Here is a 15686-nt window from a genome sequence, read left to right as displayed (position 1 = left end):
TCGAGCGCAGGCAAGATATGCACTCAATATCATATCTATCTTAGCGAGAGATAGGAAACTAGGTTCATATCTAGCTCTGATAGCATAGGCAATAAATATCATATTCCCAACGGTTTGTCAGAATCATAAACTTTCGACCAACCGTGCAGGCTATGGCTTCATCCGCCAAATATGCATTTCACTTCATATTTAGGGAATATTTGCATGCTCACCCGGGCTTCCGACCAGACGCACAATCTCCTGATCGACGGACGCCGCGTGGCGGCGCTGTCGGGCCGCACCTTCGAAACGGTCAATCCCGCCACCGGAGAGGTGATCGCCAAGATCGCCGAGGCCGGTGTGGACGATGTCGATGCGGCGGTGCGTTCGGCACGCGCGGCCTTCGAAGGCCCGTGGAAGCGCATGCGCGCCGCTGATCGTGGTCTGCTGATGCTCAAGCTCGCCGACCTCATCCGCCGCGACGAGGACGAACTGGTCAATCTGGAAAGCCTCGATTCCGGCAAGCCGGTCTCGGCCATTCGCCGCCAGGACCTGCCCGCCGTCCTCGACACGCTGACCTACTATGCAGGGATGGCCGACAAGATAAACGGCCAGGTCATTCCCGCCCGCCCCGATGCCTTGACCTACACGGTGCGCGAGCCGCTTGGCGTCGTTGCCGCGATCATCCCATGGAACTTCCCGCTGATGATCGGCATGTGGAAGATTGCACCCGCGCTCGCCTGCGGCTGCACGGTGGTGCTGAAGCCCGCCGAGGTGACGCCGCTGACGGCGCTCAAGATCGGCGAACTGGCGCTGGAAGCGGGTTTTCCCGCCGGTGTTCTGAATGTCGTTCCGGGCTTCGGCAAGATCGCCGGCCAGGCCCTGGTCGACCATCCCGATGTCGACAAGATCACCTTCACCGGCTCGCCGGTCGTCGGCCGCCAGATCCTGCAGGGTGCTTCGGGCAACCTGAAGCGCGTGACGCTGGAACTCGGCGGCAAGTCCGCCAACATCATCTTCCCCGACGCCGACCTCGACACCGCGGTCAAGGCCGCAGGTTCCGGCATCTTCTTCAACACCGGCCAGGTCTGCTCGGCCGGTTCGCGCATCCTGGCGCATGAATCCGTCTATGACGAGGTCGTCCAGCGGCTGGCCGCACGTGCCGAATCCACCCGCATCGGCAACCCGCAGGAGACCTCGACGGCAATGGGCCCGCTGGTCTCCGGAGTGCAGATGAAGCGCGTTCTGGACTACATCGAGATCGGCCGCAACGAAGGCGCGACGCTGGTAACCGGCGGCAGCCGCCACGGCGATGTCGGCTATTTCGTCAAGCCGACGGTGTTCGCCGATGTCGAGCACCAGATGCGCATTTCGCAGGAAGAGATTTTCGGCCCGGTCGCGACCGTCATCAAATTCACCGATGAGGCCGACGCGCTGCGTCTGGCCAACGGCACCGTCTATAGCCTGGCGGCCGGTGTGTGGAGCAGCGACATCGGCCGCGTCCATCGCTTCGCCAGGGAGCTGAAGGCCGGCACGGTCTGGGTCAACACCTATGGCCCGACCGACATCCGCCTGCCCTGGGGCGGATCGCGCGATTCCGGCTTCGGCCGCGAGCATGGCGACGCGGCCATCGAGAATTTCACCGAACAGAAGGTCGTATGGATCCAGACCGGCCGCTGATCATCCGCCGGCACTGACAGCCCTCGCCGACATCTGAAAACGCCTTCCGCGACCGCCGAGGTCAACGAGGGCTCACCCGAGCTTTGTCCAACAACAGGGAATCCCATCATGCGTCTTGCAATCATCGGACAGCAGGCCTTCGGCAAAAGCGTGCTTGAGGCCTTCCTGGCGCGCGGCGACGAGATCGCCGGCGTCTTCTGCGCCCCGGAAAAGCCTGGCGCCAGGCCCGACCCGCTGCGCCTCGCGGCCGAGGAACACGGACTAAAACTGTTCCAGCTGCCGAGCCTGAAGGGCGAGGCAGCGGAAACAGCGCTGCGCGAACTCGATGTCGAGCTGGCGGTCATGGCCTATGTACTGCAGTTCGCCCCGCAGACCTTCGTCAACATTCCGAAGCACGGCACCATCCAGTACCACCCTTCGCTGCTGCCGAAGTACCGCGGCCCGAGCTCGATCAACTGGCCGCTGATCAAGGGCGACGGCCAGACCGGCCTGACCATCTTCCGCCCGACCGATGGCCTCGACGAAGGTCCGGTCCTGCTGCAGGTGACGGTCGGCATCGGCCCCGAGGACACGCTGGGCAGCGTCTATTTCGACCGGCTGTTTCCGCTCGGCGTCCAGGCGATGCTAGACGCGGCCGATCTCGTCGTCTCCGGCCGCCACCAGGAAATCCCGCAGGACGAATCCCAGGCGAGCTACGAGGGTTGGTGCAAGGACGCCGAGGCCAGGATCAACTGGCACAGCCATATCGACACCATCCACAACCTCATCCGCGGCTGCGACCCGGCGCCCGGCGCCTGGACGACCGTGGACGGCGAAAAAATCCGCCTGTTCGAGGTCCGGAAGCACCCGGCACGCAAGTTCGCCGATGTGGTCGGCAAACCCGGCGAGATCAGCTGGGTCGGCGAAAAGAGCCTGCAAGTCACCGTCCAGGGCGGCAATCTTGAAATCTTCAAGGTCCGCACCGAAGCCGGGGCAAAAATGTCCGGCGCCGAGTTCGCGAAGTCGAAAGGCCTGCTGGCAGGCTCAAAACTGGGAACCGACGCCCCGGCGGCAAAACCTGCCGTGGCCGCCAAGGTCGAGAAGGACGTCGCTGACGCCTGATGGCGTCAGCCAGCGCCGGCGGGTTCAGGCCCGGCGGCGCTCCGCCTCCGGGTTCTTGCGAGCGGCAAGAAACTCCTTCACCCGACGACCTGGCGCCGGTCCGCGCACCGGCTTGAAGCCGTCGTCGAGTTCGCCGGAGAGATCGAGCGTCGGCCGATTGCCGACCGCGTCGTAATTCTCTTCCAGCCAGTCGCTGGCCGCCGTGCGGCCGAGATCTCTGAGATAGCTCAGGAAGGCCCATTCGGCATTGACCTTGGATGATGCCGACAGGTCCTTGAACGCCTCGTCGGCATCGATGCGGTGCATGCGGATGTCGCGGTACTCGCCATGCGGCAGACGGCCGGCGGCGATCAGTTCCTTGACGAAGGCGATCGAGCGGAATTCGTTCAACAGCCCGGCATTGAAGGTGATCTCGTCGATGCGGTTCTGGATCTCGTTGGCACTCTTTGGCGTGCCTTCGCGCACCACCGGATTGATCTGGACCAAAAGCACATCCTCGGTCGCCGCCGTCTTGAAGAACGGGAACAGCGCCGGGTTGCCGCCATAGCCGCCATCCCAATAGGGCACGCCCTTGATCTCGACGGCGCGGAACAGTTGCGGCAGGCAGGCCGAGGCCATCACCGTGTCGAGGTCGATCTCGCCGTCGGAAAAGACCCGCAACTGCCCGGTCTCGACATTGGTGGCAGAGATGAACAGCTCCATCGACTTGCAGGCGCGGACATTCCTGAAGTCGATCTCCTGCGCGACGACGTCGCGCAATGGATTGAGGCCGAGCGGATTGGCGACATAGGGCGAGAACACCCGCGACATGGTGTCGAAGAAGACATAGCCCGGCGTGTTCTCGATCGACCAGTTGCCCCAGGCGACATCCCAAGGCATGCGCTGCACCGGGCTGAACCGGCCCTTCGCCGCGACGGCGCGCCAGAAATCGTCCAGCTTCTTGCGCGCGCCTTCGACCCCGCCGCGCACAAAACCGTCGGCCAGCGCCACCGCGTTCATGGCGCCGGCGCTGGTGCCGGATACTGCTGATATCTCCAGCCTGCCGTCCTCCAGCAGCCGGTCGAGCACACCCCAGGAAAAGGCGCCATGCGAGCCGCCGCCCTGTAGCGCGATGTTGATCTTCTTGTTTTCCTCCGCCTTGCCGTTCTTCGTCATGGCGTTCCTGTCATCCTGATGCACCGGCCTGCCCCAACGTCATTGGAAGAAGCAGCTATCGCCGGTCTATGTTGCAGTGCAGCATATAAGGACGGACCAAGGCAAGAACACGAACACGGTCGCGTGATCACATGAAATTTCGGTCATGCCAAAAAAGCCCCTCCGCTTCAATGCGGAGAGGCCCCGGAATGCGGAGAGGCCCCGGTCTTTCGAAACAGGCTGGAGCTTCAGGCGACCAGGTCAGGCACCGGGCCGACATAGCGCGATTGCGGGCGGATCAGCCGTCCGGTCGTCTGCTGCTCCCGTGCATGCGCGATCCAGCCGGAGACGCGCCCGGCGGCAAAAACATTGCTGAAGGCGTGTGGCGGAAAACCAGCCGCTTCCAGCACCAGCGCGGTGTAGAACTCGACATTGGTCTGCAGCGAGCGCTGCGGCTTGGCGATCCGCAGCACCTCAAGCGCCGTCTGTTCGACCTTTTCAGCGAAGGCCAGCCGGCGGCCGGTTTCGCCCTCGCTGCCGAGTTGCCGCACCACCGCCTTCAGCACATCGGCGCGCGGGTCGCGCACGCGGTAGATGCGATGGCCGAAGCCCATGATGCGCCTGCCATGCGCGATCTCGTCGCGCAGCCAGCCGGCGGCATCGCCATGCGCCTCAATCGCATCCAGCATCTCGATCACCGGGCCGGGCGCACCGCCATGCAGCGGCCCCTTGAGCGCGCCGAGGCCGGCCAGCACCGACGAGGTCAGCCCGGCCAATGTCGAAGCGACGACGCGGGTGGCGAAGGTCGAGGCGTTGAGGCCATGGTCGCAGACGGTCACCAGATAGGTGTCGAGCGCCTTTGCCAATGCCGGCGACGGGACGGAACTCTTGAGCATCCGCAACATGTCGGCGGCATGATCGGCCTTGCCGTCCGGCGCGATCGGCTGCTCACCGCGCTGCAGGCGCAGCAAAGCCGGCGTCAGCACCGCCGGCGCCGCGATCAGCCGTAGCGCGTCCGCCAGCGTCTCGCCGTCCGGCAGCATTGCCATGCCGGCGCGCATGGCGCTGTAGATTTCAAGCGACGCCAGCAAGGGCAGCGAAGGCAGGAGGCGGTCGAACACCTCGACACGTGCCTCGCCCAGTTTCACCGCCAGTTCGGCGTCACCAGGCAGATCCTCGAAGAACCCATCCAGCAACAGGCGGACGACCTGCGGATAACTCCATCGTCCGGCCAGCTCCGGCAGCGAATGGCCGCGGATCGTCAGGCGGCCGCCCAGACCGTCCACGTCGGACAGCACGGTTTCAGCCGCCACCACATCATCGAGCCCATTCGCCATAGCCTTGTCTCCTTGAAGCTTTTCCGGATGGGAGATAAGGGTGGGCGACACAAGCATCAATCTTGATCAACAGAATCAATATCAGAGCGAAAAATGTCCGAATGGTTGTCACGGGAAGAGGCGCTGGAGAGGCTCAAGGTGAGACCGCAGACGCTCTACGCCTATGTCAGCCGTGGGCGCATCGGCATGCGCCCGGACCGTGCCGATCCGCGCCGCAGCGAATATCGCGCCGATGATATCGCAGCACTCGCAACGCGCAGGGCGCGCGGACGCAGCCCCTCGGCCATCGCCGAAAGTGCCATTGCCTGGGGCGAGCCGTCGATCGTGACGGCGATTTCGACTGTTTGGCACGGTCACCTCATCTATCGCGCCCGGGACGCCGCTGCGCTGTCCGACCATGCCACGCTGGAAGAGACCGCCGCTGTGCTTTGGGACCTGCCTGAACCGGTCCGTTTCGAAGCGCCGGTGCCAGATGCACTGGGCCAACCTGGCCGCGCCCCGGCCTTTGCGCAGCTTGCTTTGCTGGCCGGCCAGGGCCGGCCTTCACTTGGCCGCAACGCCACCTCGCTGTGCGCCGACGCCGCACGCGCGATCGGTGTGCTGGCCGGGGCTCTCGGTGCCGAGGCGGGGCCGGAGCCCGTGCATCGGCGATTGGCGCGGGGCTGGTCAGTCGATGACGGTGGTGCCGAAGCGATCCGGCGTGCGCTTGTGCTGCTCGCCGATCACGAACTCAACGCGTCGACCTTCGCGGCCCGCGTCGCCGCCTCGACTGGAGCCTCGCCCGCAGCTTGCCTGCTGGCGGGCCTGGCGACACTGTCCGGCCCACGCCACGGTGGCGCCGGCGAAGCGGTGATGCAACTGGCAGAGGATGCAGCGCGGCATGGCGCCGATGCCGCGATCCGGCGCTGGCTCGGCCATGACCGGCCTTTGCCGGGGTTCGGCCATCAGCTCTATCCCGAGGGCGATCCCCGCGCCACGGCGCTTCTGGCGGCCATCGGCAACCCCGACGACACATTGCGGTCGCTGGAGGCCGCCGCCATTGCCGCGACCGGCGCCCAGCCGAACATCGATTTTGCCCTGGCCGTACTGACGCGCAGCCTCGGCCTGCCGCGCGATGCACCGTTCCATTTGTTCGCGCTTGGACGCAGCGTCGGCTGGGCCGCGCATATGGTCGAACAGATCGTCAGCGGCAGCATCATTCGGCCGCGCGGCCGCTATGAGGGACTGTTGCCCTGACGGCGCGTGACGTCGTCAGGCGGAGTTGGCGTTGGTCCCGAACCCCGCCCGGTAAGCGGCAGGCGTCGTGGCGAATTGCTGGCGGAAATGATGCCGCAACGTCGCCGCCGCGCCAAATCCGGCGGTCTCGGCAATCCGCTCGATCGGCATGCTCGTGTCTTCCAGCAGCGTGCGCGCCCGCGAAAGCCGTTCCGAAAGCAGCCATCGCGCCGGCGTAACGCCGGTTGCGGCGGCGAACCGGCGCAAAAATGTCCGCTCGCTCATCCCGGCCAGGTCAGCCAGGATGGCGACGGGATAGTCGGCGGAAATATCGGCGCGCATTCTATCGATCAACGGCCCGAGCCGGCTGCGTTCGTGCGGCTCGGGAACGGAACTCTCGACATACTGCGCCTGGCCGCCGTCGCGGTGCGGCGGCACGACAAGGCGGCGCGCCACCATGTTGGCCGCCTTGGTACCGAAATCGCGCCGCACCAGGTGCAGGCACAGGTCGATGCCGGCCGCGCTGCCGGCCGATGTCAGGACATTTCCCTCATCGATGTACAAAACGTCAGGGACCACGGTGATATCGGGGTACAGCTCCCTCAGCCTCTCGCTGTAGCGCCAATGCGTGGTTGCCTTCTTGCCTGAGAGCAGGCCGGCCGCCGCAAGCACGAAGACCCCAGAGCAGATGGACAGAATGCGTGCGCCCCGCTCATTGGCCGTCCGAAGCGCTTCGATCAGCGCTGGCGGCACGGGACAATCCACGCCGCGCCATCCAGGCACGATCACCGTGCCGGCCTCGCCGATCAGATCGGGCCCGCCATCGGCGACGATGCGCACGCCGCCCATCGCGCGCATCTCACCGGCATCTATGCCGGCGACGGCAAAACGGTACCAATCCGCACCCATCTCCGGTCTGGGCAAGGCGAACACCTCGGCCGCCACGCCAAATTCGAACGTGCACAGCCCATCATAGGCGACGGCAACGACAAGCAGGTTGGCGGCGGGCCGATTGGCAGGGGGCACATTTGGCATGATCTTGACGATATATGGCAAAGCTGCCAGCTGCAATCGCCCGGCGTGGTGCGCTACCTCAGCTCCATCAGCGATGGAGGCCAGCTCCATCGGCGAATGGAGAAGCTTGATGAGCCATGTGACAGACATTCCAGCGGCATCGCCGGAAATTGCCCGAGACCATTTCCTACGCCGGCTTTCGGTCGAGACCGACTGTTCCGACGTCGCCGCGACACTGCGCAGCGGAGAGCCGGACTTTGTCCTTCTGCACGTGGTCGGTTCCGCGCAAGCCTATGAGCGCCGCCATGTGCCCGGCGCGCGGCATCTGCCGCACCGCGAGATGTCGGCCGAGCGGATGGCACAATGGCCGGCCGGCACGCTGTTCGTCGTCTATTGCGCCGGGCCGCATTGCAACGGCGCGGACCGGGCGGCCTTCAAGCTGGCCAGCCTCGGCCTGCCGGTCAAGATCATGATCGGTGGCATTTCAGGCTGGCAGGACGAAGAGCTTCCTTTCGCCTCAGGCAAGGAGCCTGGCGTCTTGCGCCCATGATCGCCAGCCCGAGGTCTGTGCGCCAACCAGACAAGATCGGCAGCGAGGACAAAACCATGCGCAAAGCGGCGGTTACCGTCCGTCCGTTCGAGCGGCGGGATGTCGGCGCGGTGCTCGTCCTTATGCGGGCGCTCGCCGTCTTCGAGGGCTATGACGACAAATTCCGCGTCACCGAAGCCGACATCGTCGAACATGGGCTCGGGCCATCACCTCGCTTCGGGGTGTTCGTGGCCGAAGTCGGCGGCGCGATCGTCGGCATCGCCGTCCACTATCTCATACCCTGGACCTATGATCTCAAGCCCGTCGTGGTGCTGAAGGAACTATGCGTGGCGGAGACGGCGCGCGGCATGTCGGTCGGCCACGCCCTTGTGCAGCGGCTGCGCGACCATGCGATCGGCATCGGCGCATCCGCCATCAAGTGGACGGTGCTGCAATCCAACATGCCCGCCAAGGCCTTTTACCGCTCGCTCGACGGGCAGGCCGACGAAACCTGGGAATTGTGGCAGATCACTATCGACGGATAGGGCAAGACCGGATTTGGCCTTGCCGGCTGGTCGGCTCACGACATCGTGTCGAGCTTGCGCTGCATCGCCGCGATCTGGTCCTTGAGCTGCTGCAGATCGTCGGACTTCTCCGGCGGCGCGTCCTTCCTGGCTGGCTCTGCGGGAGCCGCGGCCGGCGGTGACCCAGCGGGCGGAAACGGTGTGAACAGCCGCATCGCGTTCTGGAACATTTCCATGTTGCGGCGCGTCTGCTCTTCCAGCGCCTTGATCGGTGTCGCGATCTTCATCACGTCCAGCGGCGACTTGCCGATGGCGCCCTTCATCTGCTCGCGAAAGCGCTCCTGCTCCTTGGAGAAAGCGATCATCGACTGTTCGAGGAAGCTCGGCACGATCATCTGCATCTGGTCGCCATAGAAGGCGATCAGCTGGCGCAGGAACGGGATCGGCAGCATGTTCTGCCCATCCTTGTTCTCCAATTCGAAAATGATCTGGGTCAGCACCGGATGCGTGATGTCGTCACCGGTCTTGGCGTCCTGGACGGTGAACTCCTCGCCTTTCTTGACCATCTCGGCCAGATCCTCGAGCGTCACATAGGTGCTCGTCCCCGTATTATAGAGGCGGCGATTGGCGTATTTCTTGATAATGATCGGATCGTCTTTTGCGGCCATCTGCATCCTCCCCGGACACCGGCACGCCTGAGTAAGCAGCCGGTAACGATTGCGCCCTTTTCGAGGATATGCGCAAAAGCCTCATAATTCCAAGCAGTTTGTGCAGTGCGGGATCACATAATGCTGCATAGCAGGCAAAATATGCTGCGCAGCAGCAGCCAGCCCGCCGGCACGGCGACGCGCGACCTGCTTGCGGCGCATGGGCGCCATGCCGATTTCCGGTTTGACTTGGATCATGGAAAGGGCAAGAAAAGTCGCCAACAATGCCCAAAAACACGACAGCTCGAAGTCTGGAGAAGAAAATGTCCTCTGCCAATTCCATCGTTGTCGCCAGTGCCGCACGCACGGCCGTCGGCTCCTTCAACGGTGCTTTCGCGGCCACCCCGGCGCATGAACTCGGCGCCGTCGTCATCAAGGAACTTTTGTCGCGCGCCGGTGTCGAAGCCGCCGAAGTCGACGAGGTCATCCTCGGTCAGGTGCTGACCGCCGCCCAGGGGCAGAACCCGGCCCGCCAGGCCTCGATCATTGCCGGCCTGCCCAAGGAAACCACCGCCTGGGGCCTGAACCAGGTTTGCGGCTCGGGCCTGCGCGCCATCGCGCTCGGCATGCAGCAGATCGCCACTGGCGATGCCAAGGTGATCATCGCCGGCGGCCAGGAATCGATGTCGCTGTCGCCGCACGCCGAGCATCTGCGCGCCGGCGTCAAGATGGGCGACTACAAGATGATCGACACCATGATCAAGGACGGGCTGTGGGATGCCTTCAACGGCTATCACATGGGCAACACGGCTGAAAATGTCGCCCGCCAGTTCCAGATCACCCGTGACGACCAGGACCAGTTCGCACTGGCCTCGCAGAACAAGGCCGAGGCGGCGCAGAAGGCCGGCAAGTTCAAGGACGAGATCGTTGCGTTCACCATCAAGGGCAAGAAGGGCGACACCGTCGTCGACCAGGACGAGTACATTCGCCACGGCGCCACGATCGATGCCATGACCAAGCTGAAGCCGGCCTTCGACAAGGACGGCACGGTCACCGCCGCCAACGCATCCGGCATCAATGACGGTGCGGCCGGCGCGCTGCTGATGAGCGAAGCGGAAGCCGTAAAGCGCGGCATTACCCCGCTCGTGCGCATCGCGTCCTGGGCAACCGCCGGCGTCGATCCGGCGATCATGGGCACCGGGCCCATTCCCGCCTCGCGCAAGGCTTTGGAAAAGGCCGGCTGGTCGGTCGGCGATCTCGACCTCGTCGAGGCCAACGAGGCCTTCGCCGCGCAGGCCTGCGCCGTCAACAAGGGCATGGGCTGGGATCCCTCGATCGTCAACGTCAATGGCGGCGCCATCGCCATCGGCCACCCGATCGGCGCCTCGGGCGCCCGCGTCTTCAACACGCTGGTCTACGAGATGCGCCGCCGCGGCGCCAAGAAGGGCCTCGCCACCCTGTGCATCGGCGGCGGCATGGGCGTCGCCCTGTGCGTGGAAGCACTCTGACAAAACATAAAGATGGGCGGCGCAAGCCGCCCGTTTCCTATCCAGTGCCTGCCAAGCCCGACAACAGGGCGACTTCAAAAAGGGGAAATGCATGACCAAGGTTGCAATCGTCTCGGGTGGATCGCGTGGCATCGGCGCGGCGATCTCGATCGCTTTGAAGAACGCCGGCTATTCGGTTGCCGCTAACTATGCCGGCAACGACGAGGCGGCGGCGAAGTTCAAGGCCGAAACCGGCATTCCGGTCTACAAATGGTCGGTCGCCGACTATGACGCTTGCGCCGCCGGCATCAAACAGGTCGAGGCCGATCTCGGCCCGGTTTCGGTGTTGGTCAACAATGCCGGCATCACCCGCGACGCCATGTTCCACAAGATCACGCGCGAGCAGTGGAAAGAGGTCATCGACACCAACCTGTCCGGTGTTTTCAACATGACGCATCCGCTTTGGAACGGCATGCGCGAGCGCAAGTTCGGCCGCGTCGTCACCATCTCCTCGATCAACGGCCAGAAGGGTCAGGCCGGGCAGGTCAATTATTCTGCCGCCAAGGCCGGCGACATCGGCTTCTCGAAGGCGCTGGCTCAAGAGGGCGCTCGGGCGGGTATCACCGTCAACGTCATCTGCCCCGGCTACATCGCCACCGAAATGGTCAAGGCGATCGATGAGAAGGTGCTCAACGAGCGCATCCTGCCGCAAATCCCGGTCGGCCGCCTCGGCGAACCGGAAGAGATCGCGCGCTGCGTCGTCTTCCTCGCTTCGGAGGATGCCGGCTTCATCACCGGCTCGACCATCACGGCCAATGGTGGCCAGTACTTCGCCTGAGACATCCAACGGCGGCTCATATCCTGTCACGAACGGACCGGGAAACCGGTCCGTTTTCAATTGATGCCCTGGAGCCAAACGCCCCCGCTGCGGCGCAATGCCCCAATCCGGCACGCAAAAGTTAATGGCGGCAGCGCCGCCTGTGCGAACCCTGTGGGCAAGCCTGTGAATTCTCGGTGGATAAGCTGTTCACAACACAAGATATTGGAGGAACAAAACGGGAAAATGCCGCCGGCGCTGCTTTGTCGCCGATTCGTTCCGGCTTTGAGCGGAAGTTAACGTTAATGGGCCGGAATCGCCCGCAATTCCTTAACGCCCAGTTCAGAAAGATTAACAATTTCATAATCTTGAGCGATATGCATCGAGCCGCATTCGTGGTTTCCCGGCAAAGCTTAATGGCTGAGCTCGCCTAGCATAAAACGGGCCAGTTCAGGGATTCAGTATGTGGTGAGACTCATGGTCACGAAATCCACATCTAGCCGTGAACAAAAGCTGAATCTGTCGGAGTCACTGATTCGTCGCCGATTCGTTCCAGACTCGTTCCAACTCTTAATCAGCAACCACTTAAGGGCTTGACAGAGAGGCCTTCGAGCCGCCGGCGGAACATTCCGCTTTCGCTTCGCGCCCGAAATCCCTATGTGTCGCCTGTCATACGCGCCAGTTGAGGCACGCTCCCGACAACCAGAGGCCAGAAAGCCTTATTTCCAGGTCGATGAACATCCAGCCGAAACACACCGAGCCGCTGATCCTGTCGGGCCGCGACGTGACCGCCGTGCTTGGCCCGACCAACACCGGCAAGACCCATCTCGCCATCGAGCGCATGGTGGCGCACGAAACCGGCGTCATTGGCCTGCCGCTCAGGCTGCTGGCCCGGGAAGTCTACACGCGCGTCTGCGAAAAGGTCGGCGCCCACAAGGTCGCGCTGATCACCGGCGAGGAGAAGATCCAGCCGCCGGGCGCGAAATATTCTGTCTGCACCGTCGAGGCCATGCCGCGTGAGACCGACGCCGCCTTCGTCGCCATCGACGAGGTGCAGCTCGCCGGCGACCTCGAGCGCGGCCACATCTTCACCGACCGCATCCTGCATCTGCGCGGCCGCCAGGAAACGCTGCTGCTTGGCGCGGCCACCATGCACGGCATCTTGCAGCGCCTGCTGAAGGGCGTCTCGGTGGTGACACGGCCGAGGCTGTCGCATCTGGCCTATGCCGGTTCGAAGAAGCTGACCCGCCTGCCACGCCGCACCGCGATCGTCGCCTTCTCCGCCGACGAGGTCTATGCCATCGCCGAACTGATCCGCCGCCAGCAGGGCGGTGCCGCGGTTGTGCTCGGGGCGCTCTCGCCGCGCACCCGCAACGCCCAGGTGGCCTTGTTCCAGTCGGGCGACGTCGACTATCTTATTGCCACCGATGCCATCGGCATGGGCCTCAACCTCGATCTCGACCATGTCGCCTTTGCCCAGAACCGCAAATTCGATGGCTACCAGTATCGCAATTTGACCGCGGCCGAGCTTGGCCAGATCGCCGGCCGCGCCGGCCGGCATCTGCGCGACGGCACCTTTGGCGTCACCGGCCAGGTCGATCCGCTTGACGAGGAGTTGATCAAGAAGATCGAGGGCCATGACTTCGATCCGGTGAAGGTGCTGCAGTGGCGCACCGCGCATTTCGACTTCGCCAGCCTCGATGCGCTGAAACGCTCGATCGAGACCAACGCGCCTGTCGAGGGCCTGACGCGGGCGCTGCCGGCAGTCGACGCCCAGGCGCTCGAATATCTCTCCCGCGACGAGGATATCCGCGCGCTCGCCACCGACGCCAAGCGCGTGGCGCTGCTGTGGGAAGCCTGCGCGCTGCCCGACTACCGCAAGATCGCACCCGCCCAGCATGCCGACCTCATCGCCTCGATCTATATGGACCTTGCCCGGCATGGCCATGTCGACGAGAATTACATGGCCGAGCAGGTGCGCCGCGCCGACACCACCGAAGGCGACATCGACACGCTGTCGCACCGCATTGCCCAGATCCGCACCTGGACATTTGTGTCGAACCGGCCCGGCTGGCTGGCCGATCAGGCACACTGGCAGGAAAAGACGCGCGAAATCGAAGACAGATTGTCGGATGCGCTGCATGAGCGGTTGACGAAACGCTTCGTAGACCGCAGGACTTCCGTCCTCATGCGGCGCCTTAGAGAAAATACCATGCCCGAAGCCGAAATTAGTCCTACCGGAACCGTCCTTGTCGAAGGCCACCATGTCGGCGAGTTGCAAGGGTTCCGCTTCACCGCCGACCAGACCGCCGGCGGCGAAGACGCCAAGGCCGTGCGCACGGCCGCGCAAAAGGCGCTGGCCGCCGAATTCGAGGCGCGCGCCGAACGTTTTGGCGCCTGTCCCAATGGGGACCTCGCACTTGGCTCGGACGGCACGCTGCGCTGGATCGGCGCTCCGATCGGCACGCTGGTTTCAGGCGAAGACCCGCTGAAGCCGCGTCTGGTTCTGCTGGCCGACGAACAACTGACCGGCCCGGCGCGCGACAAGGTCGCCGCGCGCGCCGAACGTTTCGTCAATTTCCAGATCGAAACGCTGCTGAAGCCGCTGGTCGACCTGAAGAACGCCGAGCAGATTTCCGGCATCGGCCGTGGCATCGCCTTCCAGCTGGTCGAGAATTTCGGCCTCATCAATCGCCGCGACATCGCCGAGGAGATGAAGTCACTAGACCAGGAAGGTCGTGCAGCCCTTCGCCGGCTTGGCGTGCGCTTCGGCGCTTACCATGTCTTCGTGCCGGCCCTGATCAAGCCGGCGCCCGCCGGACTGGTGACCTTGCTGTGGGCGCTGACGAACGACGGCAAGGACAAGCCTGGTTTCGGCGACGTGGTCCACGCGCTGGCGTCGGGCCGCACATCTGTGGTCATCGATCCGGCCTTCGACAAGGCCTTCTACAAGCTTGCCGGCTACCGCAATCTCGGCCGCCGTGCCGTGCGCATCGACATATTGGAACGGCTGGCGGATCTCATCCGTCCGGCGACCAACTGGAAGCCCGGCCTCGGCCAGCGTCCGGACGGCGCCTATGACGGCCAATCCTTCATGGTCACGCCGCCGATGATGTCGATCCTCGGCGCCACCGCCGACGACATGGAAGAGATCCTCAAGGGCCTGGGCTATCGCGCCGAGCCGAAGCCGGCGGCCGAGGTCAAGGCACGGCTCGAGGCGCAGGACACTGCCGCACGCGAAGCCGCAGCCGCGAAACTCGCAGCGGAAGAGGCTGCACGTGCCGAGCAGGCCAGGGCTGCGGAGGCTGCCGCAGCAGATGCGGCGGCGGAGGCAGCAGTCGAGGGTTCGGAACCGGCTCCCGCCGAGGCCGCCGTCGAAGCGCCGGCCGCGGTCATCGTGGAACCGGCAGAAGAGCCTGTTGCGGAAGAGCCAACCGAAGCTCCGGCCGAAGCCGTGGAAGAGGTCCCGCTCGTGGCGGAAGCCCTCGCTGACGTCACTGTCACCGAAAGCGACAGCGCCCTCACCTCCCCCTCGATGGGGGAGGTCGCGGCGCGAAGCGACGCGGGTGGGGGTGATGGCGCAGACGATGCAGGTGGCGCTGACGAAGCCGGCAGTGCTGACGAAGCCAGCGCGGCCCCCACCCCGACGCTGCGCGCCGACCCTCCCCACGAGGGGGAGGGTGAGACCGGCGAGCCTGTCGTCGTGACCGAAGCGGCTGCCGGCGAGCCCGCTGTGGAAGTCGAAGCGCCCAAGCCGATCCTGTTGTGGCGTCAGGGCCGTTTCGAACAGCGTCCCCGCCATCACGAAGGCCGCAACAACCGCCAGCGCAACGGACAAGCGCGCGGCCGAAACAATGCGCCGGCCGATGCCGCCGGAGCGCAGGCAGCGGCCGCACCCGGAGAACGCGCAGCCCATGAAGGACGGCGCGACGGCGCCGGCAAGCCGCGCTTCGACCGCTCGAAATTCAAGCCCAAGCCGCAGGCCGAAGGTGAACAGCGCCGCGATGCCCGCCCGCAAGGCGAGCGTCCCGAGCGCCGCGAAGGCCGGCCCGACTGGAAGGGCGGCAGGCCCGAGGGCAAGGGTGGCCCCGATCGCGGCAAGGGGGGCGCAAAGCCCGCCTTCCAGCCAAAGCCGCGCGAGGAACGCCCGGTGCGGTTCGATCCGGATTCGCCCTTCGCCAAGCTCGCCGCCTTGCGCGACCAGCTGAAGAAGTAGACTTGG

At 64.7% G+C, this 15686-nt stretch carries 14 protein-coding genes; 9 read left to right on the top strand and 5 right to left on the bottom strand.

From position 1 onward, the window contains the following. The first annotated feature begins 204 nt into the window (after nucleotides 1–204). Nucleotides 205–1659: an aldehyde dehydrogenase family protein gene (locus DBIPINDM_RS20265; protein WP_258588884.1), complete on the top strand. Its 1455-nt coding sequence runs from the start codon at nucleotides 205–207 to the stop codon at nucleotides 1657–1659. 108 nt (nucleotides 1660–1767) lie between these two features. Beyond that, nucleotides 1768–2760: a methionyl-tRNA formyltransferase gene (locus tag DBIPINDM_RS20260; RefSeq protein ID WP_258588883.1), complete on the top strand. Its 993-nt coding sequence runs from the start codon at nucleotides 1768–1770 to the stop codon at nucleotides 2758–2760. Nucleotides 2761–2784: 24 nt separating this feature from the next. Here the strand turns inward: DBIPINDM_RS20260 and DBIPINDM_RS20255 are convergent, their stop codons facing one another. Further along, nucleotides 2785–3915: a patatin-like phospholipase family protein gene (locus tag DBIPINDM_RS20255; protein ID WP_258588882.1), complete on the bottom strand. Its 1131-nt coding sequence runs from the start codon at nucleotides 3913–3915 to the stop codon at nucleotides 2785–2787. Nucleotides 3916–4142: 227 nt separating this feature from the next. Continuing rightward, nucleotides 4143–5231: a citrate synthase/methylcitrate synthase gene (locus DBIPINDM_RS20250; protein ID WP_258588881.1), complete on the bottom strand. Its 1089-nt coding sequence runs from the start codon at nucleotides 5229–5231 to the stop codon at nucleotides 4143–4145. Nucleotides 5232–5324: 93 nt separating this feature from the next. On the opposite strand from DBIPINDM_RS20250, the gene DBIPINDM_RS20245 reads away from it, so the two are divergent. Continuing rightward, nucleotides 5325–6467 carry a citrate synthase gene (locus DBIPINDM_RS20245; protein WP_258588880.1) on the top strand — a complete coding sequence of 381 codons (1143 nt, stop codon included), beginning with the start codon at nucleotides 5325–5327 and terminating at the stop codon, nucleotides 6465–6467. Nucleotides 6468–6482: 15 nt separating this feature from the next. Here the strand turns inward: DBIPINDM_RS20245 and ftrA are convergent, their stop codons facing one another. Further along, nucleotides 6483–7481: a transcriptional regulator FtrA gene (gene ftrA, locus DBIPINDM_RS20240; protein ID WP_258588879.1), complete on the bottom strand. Its 999-nt coding sequence runs from the start codon at nucleotides 7479–7481 to the stop codon at nucleotides 6483–6485. Nucleotides 7482–7800: 319 nt separating this feature from the next. Between ftrA and DBIPINDM_RS43635 the strand changes: the two genes are divergently transcribed. Next, nucleotides 7801–8010: a hypothetical protein gene (locus tag DBIPINDM_RS43635; RefSeq protein ID WP_416361769.1), complete on the top strand. Its 210-nt coding sequence runs from the start codon at nucleotides 7801–7803 to the stop codon at nucleotides 8008–8010. 56 nt (nucleotides 8011–8066) lie between these two features. Beyond that, nucleotides 8067–8534, top strand: a complete 468-nt coding sequence (locus tag DBIPINDM_RS20230; protein WP_258588877.1) for a GNAT family N-acetyltransferase — start codon at nucleotides 8067–8069, stop codon at nucleotides 8532–8534. Nucleotides 8535–8569: 35 nt separating this feature from the next. On the opposite strand, the gene phaR is transcribed toward DBIPINDM_RS20230, so the two are convergent. After that, nucleotides 8570–9181, bottom strand: coding sequence for a polyhydroxyalkanoate synthesis repressor PhaR (gene phaR / locus DBIPINDM_RS20225; RefSeq protein ID WP_258588876.1), 612 nt, complete (start codon nucleotides 9179–9181; stop codon nucleotides 8570–8572). 81 nt (nucleotides 9182–9262) lie between these two features. Beyond that, nucleotides 9263–9442 carry a hypothetical protein gene (locus DBIPINDM_RS20220; protein ID WP_258588875.1) on the bottom strand — a complete coding sequence of 60 codons (180 nt, stop codon included), beginning with the start codon at nucleotides 9440–9442 and terminating at the stop codon, nucleotides 9263–9265. Between the two features lie 41 nt (nucleotides 9443–9483). Here DBIPINDM_RS20220 and DBIPINDM_RS20215 point away from each other — a divergent pair, with 41 nt between their 5' ends. The 4 genes from DBIPINDM_RS20215 to DBIPINDM_RS20200 all read left to right on the top strand — a co-directional run bounded on the left by DBIPINDM_RS20215 (nucleotide 9484) and on the right by DBIPINDM_RS20200 (nucleotide 15680). Further along, nucleotides 9484–10668, top strand: coding sequence for an acetyl-CoA C-acetyltransferase (locus DBIPINDM_RS20215; protein WP_258588874.1), 1185 nt, complete (start codon nucleotides 9484–9486; stop codon nucleotides 10666–10668). A gap of 91 nt (nucleotides 10669–10759) precedes the next feature. Further along, nucleotides 10760–11485, top strand: coding sequence for an acetoacetyl-CoA reductase (gene phbB / locus DBIPINDM_RS20210; RefSeq protein WP_258588873.1), 726 nt, complete (start codon nucleotides 10760–10762; stop codon nucleotides 11483–11485). A 176-nt stretch (nucleotides 11486–11661) separates the two neighbouring features. Next, nucleotides 11662–11898 (top strand): hypothetical protein, encoded by a 237-nt coding sequence (locus tag DBIPINDM_RS20205; RefSeq protein WP_258588872.1) that lies wholly within the window; start codon nucleotides 11662–11664, stop codon nucleotides 11896–11898. 299 nt (nucleotides 11899–12197) lie between these two features. Further along, on the top strand, nucleotides 12198–15680 hold the full coding sequence (locus tag DBIPINDM_RS20200) for a helicase-related protein (protein ID WP_258588871.1): 3483 nt from the start codon (nucleotides 12198–12200) through the stop codon (nucleotides 15678–15680). Nucleotides 15681–15686: the final 6 nt, after the last annotated feature.

Origin of the sequence: Mesorhizobium sp. AR02 (assembly GCF_024746835.1) — a bacterium.
Taxonomy (GTDB): Bacteria; Pseudomonadota; Alphaproteobacteria; order Rhizobiales; family Rhizobiaceae; genus Mesorhizobium.
Note: the sequence above shows the minus strand (reverse complement) of the source record. Positions and strands in the feature narration are given on the sequence as shown.

Excerpts from the sequence above, each read along its gene's own strand:
- DBIPINDM_RS20265 (WP_258588884.1), top strand. The coding sequence starts at position 205 with ATGCTCACCCGGGCTTCCGACCAGACGCACAATCTCCTGATCGACGGA.
- DBIPINDM_RS20230 (WP_258588877.1), top strand. The coding sequence starts at position 8,067 with ATGCGCAAAGCGGCGGTTACCGTCCGTCCGTTCGAGCGGCGGGATGTC.
- phbB (WP_258588873.1), top strand. The coding sequence starts at position 10,760 with ATGACCAAGGTTGCAATCGTCTCGGGTGGATCGCGTGGCATCGGCGCG.
- phaR (WP_258588876.1), bottom strand. The coding sequence starts at position 9,181 with ATGGCCGCAAAAGACGATCCGATCATTATCAAGAAATACGCCAATCGC.
- DBIPINDM_RS43635 (WP_416361769.1), top strand. The coding sequence starts at position 7,801 with ATGTCGGCCGAGCGGATGGCACAATGGCCGGCCGGCACGCTGTTCGTC.
- DBIPINDM_RS20215 (WP_258588874.1), top strand. The coding sequence starts at position 9,484 with ATGTCCTCTGCCAATTCCATCGTTGTCGCCAGTGCCGCACGCACGGCC.
- ftrA (WP_258588879.1), bottom strand. The coding sequence starts at position 7,481 with ATGCCAAATGTGCCCCCTGCCAATCGGCCCGCCGCCAACCTGCTTGTC.
- DBIPINDM_RS20245 (WP_258588880.1), top strand. The coding sequence starts at position 5,325 with ATGTCCGAATGGTTGTCACGGGAAGAGGCGCTGGAGAGGCTCAAGGTG.
- DBIPINDM_RS20255 (WP_258588882.1), bottom strand. The coding sequence starts at position 3,915 with ATGACGAAGAACGGCAAGGCGGAGGAAAACAAGAAGATCAACATCGCG.
- DBIPINDM_RS20200 (WP_258588871.1), top strand. The coding sequence starts at position 12,198 with ATGAACATCCAGCCGAAACACACCGAGCCGCTGATCCTGTCGGGCCGC.
- DBIPINDM_RS20260 (WP_258588883.1), top strand. The coding sequence starts at position 1,768 with ATGCGTCTTGCAATCATCGGACAGCAGGCCTTCGGCAAAAGCGTGCTT.
- DBIPINDM_RS20250 (WP_258588881.1), bottom strand. The coding sequence starts at position 5,231 with ATGGCGAATGGGCTCGATGATGTGGTGGCGGCTGAAACCGTGCTGTCC.